At 69.5% G+C, this 9,677-nt stretch carries 10 protein-coding genes; 1 reads left to right on the forward strand and 9 read right to left on the reverse strand.

Features of this window, described 5'->3' with window-relative positions; all coding sequences use genetic code 11:
- Window positions 1-8 precede the first annotated feature (8 nt).
- A complete protein-coding gene (locus VEA98_RS12550; protein WP_324814915.1) occupies window positions 9-677 on the forward strand; it encodes a dihydrofolate reductase family protein in 669 nt (222 codons plus the stop codon).
- Here the strand turns inward: VEA98_RS12550 and VEA98_RS12555 are convergent.
- The 9 genes from VEA98_RS12555 to VEA98_RS12595 form a co-directional block, all read right to left on the reverse strand.
- Window positions 674-1,855 (reverse strand): serine hydrolase domain-containing protein, encoded by a 1,182-nt coding sequence (locus VEA98_RS12555; RefSeq protein ID WP_324814962.1) that lies wholly within the window; start codon window positions 1,853-1,855, stop codon window positions 674-676. The two genes, VEA98_RS12550 and VEA98_RS12555, sit on opposite strands and share 4 nt — an antisense overlap.
- A 49-nt stretch (window positions 1,856-1,904) precedes the next feature.
- Window positions 1,905-2,852, reverse strand: a complete 948-nt coding sequence (gene era / locus VEA98_RS12560; protein WP_324814918.1) for a GTPase Era — start codon at window positions 2,850-2,852, stop codon at window positions 1,905-1,907.
- Window positions 2,849-3,568 (reverse strand): ribonuclease III, encoded by a 720-nt coding sequence (rnc, locus tag VEA98_RS12565; RefSeq protein ID WP_324814921.1) that lies wholly within the window; start codon window positions 3,566-3,568, stop codon window positions 2,849-2,851. Before rnc ends, era begins: the two co-directional genes overlap by 4 nt.
- Complete coding sequence (gene lepB, locus VEA98_RS12570; RefSeq protein WP_414642180.1) at window positions 3,568-4,458, reverse strand: signal peptidase I; 891 nt, start codon at window positions 4,456-4,458, stop codon at window positions 3,568-3,570. The genes rnc and lepB overlap by 1 nt, the downstream gene beginning before the upstream one ends.
- Window positions 4,459-4,801: 343 nt before the next feature.
- On the reverse strand, window positions 4,802-5,203 hold the full coding sequence (acpS, locus tag VEA98_RS12575; RefSeq protein WP_324814924.1) for a holo-ACP synthase: 402 nt from the start codon (window positions 5,201-5,203) through the stop codon (window positions 4,802-4,804).
- Window positions 5,200-5,937 (reverse strand): pyridoxine 5'-phosphate synthase, encoded by a 738-nt coding sequence (locus VEA98_RS12580; protein ID WP_324814927.1) that lies wholly within the window; start codon window positions 5,935-5,937, stop codon window positions 5,200-5,202. Before VEA98_RS12580 ends, acpS begins: the two co-directional genes overlap by 4 nt.
- An 11-nt stretch (window positions 5,938-5,948) precedes the next feature.
- Window positions 5,949-6,533, reverse strand: coding sequence for an orotate phosphoribosyltransferase (gene pyrE, locus VEA98_RS12585; RefSeq protein WP_324814930.1), 585 nt, complete (start codon window positions 6,531-6,533; stop codon window positions 5,949-5,951).
- Between the two features lie 8 nt (window positions 6,534-6,541).
- Complete coding sequence (locus VEA98_RS12590; protein WP_414642174.1) at window positions 6,542-7,327, reverse strand: TIGR00730 family Rossman fold protein; 786 nt, start codon at window positions 7,325-7,327, stop codon at window positions 6,542-6,544.
- 29 nt (window positions 7,328-7,356) lie between these two features.
- Entirely contained in the window at window positions 7,357-9,513 is a 2,157-nt protein-coding gene (locus VEA98_RS12595) for a bifunctional (p)ppGpp synthetase/guanosine-3',5'-bis(diphosphate) 3'-pyrophosphohydrolase (protein WP_324814967.1), read from the reverse strand.
- Window positions 9,514-9,677 lie beyond the last annotated feature (164 nt).

The raw sequence follows: 9,677 nt of genomic DNA on the forward strand, positions 1-9,677 counted from the left end.
GGCCCGTCATGCGCACCATCAGAACCGCGACCTTCGTCTCCCTGGACGGCGTCATGCAGGCCCCCGGCGGGCCGGAGGAAGATCCCCGCGGCGGCTTCCGCTTCGGCGGCTGGGTCTTTCCCTTCTGGGACGATGCGCTGGGTGGCCTGATGGACGGCGCCATGGGCGAGGACTACGACCTGCTCCTCGGGCGTCGCACCTACGAGATCTTCGCCGCCTTCTGGCCGCATCAGGACGACGACATCGGCCGCGCCTTCACCGCCGCCAACAAATACGTCGTCGCCAGTCCGGGAACGCCGACGCCCTGGGCCAACAGCCATCGGCTGGAGGGCGACGTCGCCGAGGCGGTGCGGGCGCTGAAGGCGACGGAGGGCCGCGATCTCCTGATCCAGGGGTCGAGCGAGGTCATCCACGCCCTGCTCGCCGCCGACCTGATCGACCAGATGACGGTCCTGACCTTCCCCCTGGTGCTGGGCGAGGGCAAACGGCTGTTCGACTCCGGCTCCCATCCGCGTGTCTGGAGCCCCGTCGCCACGGAGGTGACCGGCAAGGGCGTGGTCGTGACCACCTACCGGCGCGACGGCGAGGTGCCGACCGGCTCCTTCATGGACGAGGCGACCAGCGACGCGCGGCAGGCGCGCCTCGAACGGCAGGCGCAGGCGAACGATGAAGCCTAGCGCGCCATGGCGGTCGGGAACGGCCGCCCCAGCGCCTCGGCCACGCCCTGCTGCGACAGCAGGAAGACCGCCTCACGCTGGTGGTAGTTGTTCGACAGCACGATGACGGTGACGTCCGCGTCCGGCTGGTAGGTGATCAGGTTGCGGAAGCCGGACCAGCTGCCGGTGTGGTAGATCTGCCGGTCGTCGAACGCGGGGGTCACGCGCCGTCCGAGGCTGTTGGAAAACAGACCGTAGCCCCAGTCGCGGCGGGGCCGGCCGCGCTCGGGGGGCGTGTCGGCCGGGGCGTGGTCGGCGATCATCCGGGCATAGCTTTCGGGGCTGAGCAGCTTGCCGCCGTGCAGGGCGCGCTCCCAGATCAGCAGGTCGTCCAGCGTCGAATACAGGGCCCCGGCGCCGAAGATGATGCTGACGTTGTGGTTCGGCTGCGGCGTTGGCCCGCCGGCGAGATTGGCGTAGCCCATGACCACGTCCGAGGCGTCATCCTCGAAGCCCGTGTCGGCCATGCCGAGGGGGGCGAAGAAGGCGTCGCGCAGATAGTCCTGCAGCGGCAGGCCGCTGGCTTTCTGGACCACATAGCCGAGCAGGTTGTAGCCGGCGTTGTCGTACCGGACCTTCGTCCCCGGCGCGAACTGAAGGCCATACTGCCTGGATTCCTCGGTCAATTCTTCCGGCGTGGCAGGAGTGACCCGGCGCACGCCCCAGCCCGGGCGGGCCATCAGGTCGGGAATGCCCGAGGTGTGCGACAGCAGGTGATGCAGGCGCACCGGGGCCCAGGCGGCGGGGCACGGATCGACCCAGCGGCACACGGGATCATCGACCGAGAGCACGCCCTCATCCTGCAGGCGCAGGATGGCGGCGGCGGTGAACTGCTTGCTCACCGAGGCGAGGCGGAAGCGGGAGTCGAGGGCCAGAGGCTTGCCGAGGCTGCGGTCGGCGGAACCGTAGACCTGGCGGAACAGCACCTCGTCGCCCCTGGCCACCAGGACGCCGCCGGTGAAGGCGCCGGAGCCGCCCCAACGCTCGAGCTGCGCGGTCAGCTGCGGCAGGTCCTGAACCACCACCACCGGCGGACGGGGCGGCGGCGGCTCGGCGGCGGCGGCTTGCGGCAGGGGCCGAACCGTGACCCAGGCGACCAGACCGGCGGCGAGGATGAACAGCGCGGCGAGAAAGACCATCGCCACGCGGGGATGGCCGCCCGAATGTCTGGGGACGTGGAACACCGGCCTAGACGTCGTAATCCAGCCCGAACTGGGCGTAGAGGGCGCGGCTGTCCTGCCATTTCGGGTCGACCTTGACCGTCAGAAACAGGTGCACGGGCCGGTCGAGCAGCTCGATCAGCTCCTCGCGCGACTTCTGGCCGATCCATTTCAGGGTCTGGCCGCCCTTGCCGAGCACGATCGGCCGTTGGCTCTCGCGCTCGACATAGATGGTCTGTTCGATGCGGGCCGAGCCGTCGGCCTTGTCCTCGAACGAGGTGGTCTCGACCGCCGCCGAATAGGGCAGTTCCTCGTGGACGCGCAGATAGACCTTTTCGCGGGTGATTTCGGCGGCCAGGACGCGCATCGGCACGTCGGCGGACTGGTCTTCCGGGTAGAGCCACGGCCCGGGCGGCATGGACCGGGCCAGGCGGGCCTTGAGATCGTCGACGCCGTCGCCGCTGAGGGCCGAGATCATATAGACCTCGCTGTAGACGCCGGTGTCGAACATCGCCTGCGACAGGGCCAGCAGGGTGTCGCGGCGCATGCCGTCGATCTTGTTGAGGGCGAGGATGACCTGTTTGCCCGCCGCCTTGAGGGCGGCGATGATGGTCTCGGTGTCTTCGGCCGAGCGGCGGTCGGCGGCCTGGCCTTCCTTGCCCTCGGCGGCGATGTGGGAGGCGGCGTCGATCAGGTGGACGACCACGTCGGCGTCGTCGGCGCCGCCCCAGGCCGACGCGACCATGGCGCGGTCCAGCCGGCGGCGCGGCGTGAAGATGCCGGGGGTGTCGACCAGCACGATCTGGGCGTCGCCCTCCATGGCGATGCCGCGCACGGGGAAGCGGGTGGTCTGGACCTTCTGGGTGACGATCGAGACCTTGGTTCCGGTCAGACGATTGACCAGCGTCGACTTGCCAGCGTTGGGCGCGCCGATGATGGCGGCGAAGCCGGCTCGCTGGTTCTGTTGATCGGTCAAATCACGCCTTCACGCTGCAGCAGGCCGACGGCGGCCGCCTTCTCCGCGTCCTGACGCGAACGGCCCTGCGCGGTCAAGGGCGGATATCCGGCTACGCTGGCTTCTACGGTGAATGTCGGGGCGTGGTCGGAGCCGGTGCGCTCGACGATGCGGTAGGCCGGCAGCGGCCTGCCCTGCCCGAGCGCCCACTCCTGCAGGGCTGATTTCGGATTGGTCAGCGATTTTCGCGGCGGCGCGATGAGCTCGGCGGACCAGATCCGCTCGAAGACGGCGCGCGCGGCGTCGATGCCGCCGTCCAGCCAGACCGCGGCGAGGATGGCCTCCATGGCGTCTCCCAGCGCGCCCTCACGGCGGCGGCCGCCCTGTTTGGCCTCGCCGGGGGACAGCCGCATGGCGTCGCCGACCCCAAGCCCCTCCGCCACGCGGGCGCAGGTCGCCTTGTCGACAAGGGCGTGCAGGCGCGACGACATCTCGCCCTCGTCCGCGGTCGGCAGGTCGCGCATCAGCCGGTCGGCGACGAGCAGGCCGAGCACGCGGTCGCCGAGGAACTCCATCCGCTGGTTGTCGAGGAAAGGCCGGCCGCGGGCGTCGCGCTCGGCCCCCTCCCCCACGCTGGCATGGGTCAGGGCCTGCTCGAGCAGGGAGGGATCACGGAACTCATGGCCGAGCTTGCGAGCCAGGGCCGCAACCGCCTCGGCCCGCCGGTCCGCCGCCATCAGTGCAGGACGGTGAAGAACCGGCTCGGGCGCACCTTCGAGAACCAGCTGACCGGATTCCACAGCGACGCGCCCTCGGACCACGAGAACAGGATGATCTCGGCCTTGCCGATCAGGTTTTCGGCCGGGACGTAGCCGACGCCTTCGGCGATGTCGAAGCGGCTGTCCTGGGAGTTGTCGCGGTTGTCGCCGATCATGAAGTAGTGCCCGGCGGGGACCACGAACTCCGGCGTATTGTCGGAGACGTTGTTCGGGCCCCAGTCCTGGATGTTGAACTGCCGGCCGTCGGCCAGGGTTTCGCGCAGCTTGATGGTCACCTGAGAGCCGCCGTAGAGGTTCTCGACGTCCTGACGGCTCAGTTCGACATCCCTCACGGCCTCGCCGTTGATGAAGAGGACGTTGTTGATCATCTGCAGGCGGTCGCCCGGCAGGCCCATCAGACGCTTGATGTAGTCGGTCTTGTTGTCGCGCGGCAGCTTGAACACGACGATGTCGCCACGCCGGGGCTCGTGGCTGACCAGCGGCAGGGAGATGCGGCCCTCGAACAGCGGCGGGCTGAACGGGATGGCGTGCTTCGAATAGCCGTAGCTCCACTTCGACACGACGATGTAGTCGCCCTCGTACAGGTTGGGCTCCATCGAGGCCGACGGGATGGTGAAGGGCTGGAACAGCAGGACGCGCAGGACGAAGGCGATCAGCAGGGCGAAGAAGATCGTCTTGATGATCTCGACGGTCTCGTTGCCGGCGCCGGACTTGCCCTTGCGGCGGCCGCCCTTCTTGCCGCGCGCGTAGACCGGCGTGGCGTCGACGTCCTCGAACGGGGCGTCGCCGGAATCGCTCCACACCGGCGACTTCGAAGAGGCGACGGCGGCCGGCTCGGCAGGGGTCACGTGGTCGTCGGCGGCGTGGGCTTCATGGCCGTGGCCGGCGTGCTCCGCCGCATGGGCGTCGGCGACGGGATGGAGGTCGTGCGCGTGGTCGTCATGATGGCCGTGGTCTTCGTGGCCGTGGCTCTCATGCGCGTGGTCGTCATGAGCTTCGGGGGCTGCGGCCTGCGCGTCGTCGGCGGCCGGAGTCTCGTGGCCATGGTCGTCATGCCCGGCCGCCGGCGCGGCGGGCGCGGGATGGGCGTCGTGGCCATGCTCGTCGTGAGGCTTGTTCTCGTCGCTCATCTGGACCCTGTCCCCCGGCCGCTGTTCCGCGGTCTTTCAGCGGCAAAGCGGTATAACGTGATTAAGCCATCGGCAAGGCTTCGATCACCACGAAGGCGAGTGCGTAGGGATGCTCGTCGCTCAGCGTCAGGTGTATCCGGGCCTCGTGGCCGGGCGGCGTCAGGCGCGCGAGATGCTCGGCGGCGTGGCCTGTCAGGGCCAGGGTGGGCTGGCCCGAGGGCAGGTTCACCACCCCCATGTCGCGCCAGTAGACGTCGGCCCGCATGCCGGTGCCGAGGGCCTTGGCGCAGGCCTCCTTGGCCGCGAACCGCTTGGCGTAGCTCCAGGCGGGCTGGGGCTTGCGGTCGGAGCGGGTCCGCTCCAGGTCGGTGAAGCAGCGCGCCCTGAAGCGGTCGCCGTAGCGGTCGAGCGACTTCTGGATGCGCCGGATATCCGACAGGTCCGCGCCGACGCCGATGATCATGAGGCGGCGTCCATGGCGGCGCGCATGCGGTGGACGGCCTGGGTCAGGCCGACGAACACCGCCTCCCCGATCAGGAAATGGCCGATGTTGAGCTCGCGCACCTCCGCGATGGCCAGCATGTCGGCGGCGGTTTCGTAATCGAGGCCGTGGCCGGCGTGGACCTCCAAGCCGAGGTCGGCGGCGCGGGAGGCGGCGGCCTGCAGCCGGGCGAACTCCACTGCCCGGCCGGCCCCGGAGAGGTGGCAGTAGCGGCCGGTGTGGAACTCGACGACCTGGGCGCCGACGGCGTGGGCGGCCTCGACCTGCTCCAGGGCCGGCTCGATGAACAGGGAGACGCGGACGCCGGCCTCGGCCAGGGCGCGGACGACGGGGGCGATGCGCGCCTCGTGGCCGGCGACGGCGAGGCCGCCTTCGGTGGTGACCTCCTCGCGCCGCTCGGGCACCAGGCAGGCCGCGTGCGGGCGATGGCGCAGGGCGATGGTCAGCATCTCGTCGGTGACGGCCATCTCGAGGTTCAGCGGTCGACCGGCGACGGCGCAGAGCTCGCTGAGCGCCTCGATGTCGGTGTCGGTGATGTGCCGCCGGTCCTCGCGCAGGTGGGCGGTGATGCCGTCGGCGCCGGCGGCGAGGGCCTCGCGGGCCGCGCGGACGGGATCGGGATGACGTCCGCCGCGGGCGTTGCGGACGGTGGCAACGTGGTCGATGTTGACGCCGAGTCGGACGGGCGAGACCACCGCGCCCTCCCCTATTTCGCCAGTCGGCGGCTGCCCGGATCCTCGACCGGCAGGGCGGCGAGGTCCGGCGGCAGGGCGTCGGCGGGATATGCAGGCACGTCGAGCGTGGCCAGCGCCACCAGCGGCACGCCGACGTCGGCGCGGCCGCCGGAGCGGTCGACGATGCAGGCGGCCGCAACGACCTCTCCGCCCGCCGCCCGGATCGCGGCGATGCATTCGCGCGAGCTCAGGCCGGTGGTGATGATGTCCTCGACCATGACGACCGTCTGGCCGGGCTCGACGTGGAAGCCGCGGCGGAGTTTGAACTCGCCGCCCTCGCGCTCGACGTACATCGACGGCACGCCCAGCCAGCGGGCGGTCTCGTAGCCGGGGATGATGCCGCCGACCGCGGGCGAAATGGCAATGTCGACGGGTCCGACGGCGGCGGTGATCTTCTCCGCCAGCGCCTTGCACAGCCGGGCGCAGCGGGCCGCGTCCATGAACACGAGGTTCTTCTGCAGGAAGACCGGGCTGTGCAGGCCAGAGGACAGAACGAAATGGCCCTCGCGCAGGGCGCCGGCGTCGCGGAATTCGGTGAGGACGTCTTCGGAGGTCATGCGCCTCCCTACCCCGTCACGCTCTCGCTTTGAAGCGAAGGTTGGTGCGGATCGACCCAGTTCTCGCCGCCCGGGTGCAGACCCCGCGTCAGCAACTCGCTCCAGACCCCCTCGGCGTCCTCGGCGAAGCTGATCAGTTCCAGATCCTTGGCCGTGACCATGCCGTGCTGGACCAGCGCTTCGAAGCCGACGACCGAGTTCCAGTACGCCTTGTCGACCAGCACGATCGGGATCGCCCGCTCCTTGCCTGTCTGGCGAAGGGTCAGGATTTCAAACAGCTCGTCGAAGGTCCCGAACCCGCCCGGGAACACCACCAGCGCATTGGCCCGCATGGCGAAATGCATCTTGCGCATGGCGAAGTAGTGGAAGCGGAAGGTCAGCTCCGGCGTCGACCAGGGGTTGGGCTCCTGCTCGTGCGGCAGGGTGATATTGAAGCCGATCGAAGGGGCGCCGACGTCGGCCGCCCCGCGGTTGGCGGCGCCCATGATGCCGGGGCCGCCGCCGGTGGCGATGACATTGTCTCGCGGCTCCCCGATTCGGCCGCGCAGGGCTCCACCGCGTTCCGAAGCGATGCGGCCGAAGGCGCGGGCCTCGCGGTACCAGCGCATGTGGTCGGGACGGCCGTCCTCGCCGATGCGGGCGCTGCCAAACACCACGATGGTCGACCGCACGCCCCAGGCCCGCAACGCCTCCTCGGCCTTGGCGTATTCCAGCAGGAAGCGGACCCCGCGCATGGAATCGCCGAGCACGAAATCCTGATCCAGCGCCGCCAGCCGATAGGAGGGCGACGCCATCTGCGGGGCGTTCTCCGGCGCTTCGTCCGTCACCCGCGCGCGCGCTCCACGGTGTCCACCGACGGATTGGTTCGCAGCGCCGCCATGATGGCGGTGGCGTGCTTGGCGTCCTCGACCTCCATGTCGATGTCAACGTCGAAGAAGTCCTGTTGCCGGTGGCTCATGACCAGGTTGAGGATATTGCCGCCGGCCTCGCCGATGATGGTGGCGACCTGGCCGAGCACCCCGGGGGCGTTCTTGATGGTGGCGCGGACGCGGGCCGAGGCCACGGCCCCCTGCTCCGCCTGCGGCGTCCATTGCAGATCCTGCCAGACCGAGTCGTCGTCGGCGAACTCCTCAAGCCGCTGACAGTCGATGGTGTGCACGGTCAGACCCGCCTCGGGCTCGAGAATGCCGACGATGCGATCGCCGGGCACGGGCGAGCAGCAGTGGCCGAAATGGACGCTGACGCCGGGGGTGAGGCCGCCTCCGCGCACGAACAGCCGGCCCTGATCGTCGCCGATGCGCTTGCGGTCGGGACCCGCCTTGAGCCGTCCCTTCAGGGCCGGGAACAGGATCTCGCCGATCTTCGCCGCTGACACCCGGCCGCGGCCGATGGCCTCGTACAGGTCGTCGTCATTGGCGAAGCCGAGCTGCTCCAGAGCCGGGCGCAGCGTCACCTCGACTTCGGTCTTGCCGGCGCGGGTGAGGGTCTGTTCCAGGGTGGCGCGACCCAGCTTCTGGAACTCGCCGCGTTCGGAGGTGCGGATGTGGCGTCGGATGGCCGAGCGGGCCCGGCCGGTCACCGTCAGCGAGCGCCAGTCGACCGGGATCTCGCGCTTGGTCCCGCGCACGATCTCGACCACGTCGCCGTTCTGGAGCTGGGTCCGCATCGGCTTCAGCTCGCCGTTGATCTTGGCCCCGACGGCGGTGTCGCCGACCTCGGTGTGGACGGCATAGGCGAAGTCGAGCGGCATGCCGCCGCGCGGCAGGGTGATCAGCGCGCCCTTGGGCGTGAAGACGAACACCTGGTCCAGATACATCTCGAGCTTGGCGTGCTCGACCCAGTCCTCGCCGCCCTCGCCGTGCTCGATGACCTGCACCAGATGGCGCAGGTTCTGCAGCGGGTCGCGGCCGCCGTCCTTCTCCATGGCCTCCTTGTCGAAGCCGTAGGACTGGTTCTTGTAGGCCCAGTGCGCGGCCACCCCGTCCTCGGCGACGCGGTCCATGGCGTCGGTGCGGATCTGCATCTCGATGCGCAGGCCCGACGGCCCCACCACAGTGGTGTGCAGCGAGCGGTAGTTGTTCGACTTGGGCGTCGAGATGAAGTCCTTGAACCGCTCCGGCACCATCGGCCAGGCGCGGTGGATCACCCCGAGAGCGCGGTAGCAGTCGTCCTCCGCCTCGACGATGACGCGAAAGCCGTAGATGTCCGACAGGGACGAGAAACCGACCGACTTGCGCTGCAGCTTGCGCCAGATCGAGTACGGGGTCTTCTGGCGGCCGAAGACATGAGCGTGCACGCCGGCCTCCTCCAGCACCCGCTCGACTTCGCGCGCGACCCCGTCGATGGCGCGGCCATGCTCCAGCTTCAGGGCCTCGAGCCGCCGCTCGATGGCGGTTCGGGCGGTCGGGTTGAGATGTTCGAAGGCCAGCTCCTCCAGTTCGGAGGCGATCGAGTGGATGCCGATCGACCGGCCGAGCGGGGCATAGACCTCGAGGGTTTCGCGGCTGATGCGCTCGCGCTTCTCGGGCTTGACGTGCTTCAGCGTCCGCATGTTGTGCAGGCGGTCGGCCAGCTTGACCAGCAGGACGCGGACGTCCTTCGAGATGGCGAGGATGAATTTGCGCAGGTTCTCGGCCTGGCGGGTGTGCTCGGCCTGGAGTTCGAGGCGGGACAGCTTGGTGACGCCCTCGACGAGGTCGGCGATCTCCTCGCCAAACCGCTCGGCGATGTCGTCGCGGGTGGCCGAGGTGTCCTCGACCACGTCGTGCAGCAGGGCGGTGACGATGGTGGCGGTGTCGAGCCGGTAGTCGGTCAGGATGCCGGCGACCTGGATCGGATGGGCGAAATACGGATCGCCCGAGGCTCGCAGCTGCGAGCCGTGCATCTTCATCGCATAGACGTAGGCGCGGTTGAGCAGCGCCTCGTCGGTGTGGGGATTGTAGGCGCGGACCCGCTCGATCAGGTCGTACTGCCGCATCATGATTGCGGGCTTGGCCGGCTTCTCCAGCGGCCGCGTGTCCGCCGCGGGCAATTTCAGGCCGACGGCGAGCGGCACCCGGGATCGGGCCGGGTTCTGCATGCGAGGCAGATCAGGCTTGGAACGCGCCATACCCCGAGGATATGACGGCGATTCGACGGCTCCGC

Origin of the sequence: Brevundimonas sp., from assembly GCF_035627055.1 — a bacterium.
Taxonomy (GTDB): Bacteria; Pseudomonadota; Alphaproteobacteria; order Caulobacterales; family Caulobacteraceae; genus Brevundimonas.

Coding starts and splice junctions, on each gene's coding strand:
- VEA98_RS12595 (WP_324814967.1), bottom strand. CDS start 9,513: ATGATGCGGCAGTACGACCTGATCGAGCGGGTCCGCGCCTACAATCCC.
- VEA98_RS12555 (WP_324814962.1), bottom strand. CDS start 1,855: ATGGTCTTTCTCGCCGCGCTGTTCATCCTCGCCGCCGGTCTGGTCGCC.
- rnc (WP_324814921.1), bottom strand. CDS start 3,568: ATGGCGGCGGACCGGCGGGCCGAGGCGGTTGCGGCCCTGGCTCGCAAG.
- VEA98_RS12550 (WP_324814915.1), top strand. CDS start 9: ATGCGCACCATCAGAACCGCGACCTTCGTCTCCCTGGACGGCGTCATG.
- pyrE (WP_324814930.1), bottom strand. CDS start 6,533: ATGACCTCCGAAGACGTCCTCACCGAATTCCGCGACGCCGGCGCCCTG.
- acpS (WP_324814924.1), bottom strand. CDS start 5,203: ATGATCATCGGCGTCGGCGCGGACCTGTCGGATATCCGGCGCATCCAG.
- VEA98_RS12590 (WP_414642174.1), bottom strand. CDS start 7,327: ATGGCGTCGCCCTCCTATCGGCTGGCGGCGCTGGATCAGGATTTCGTG.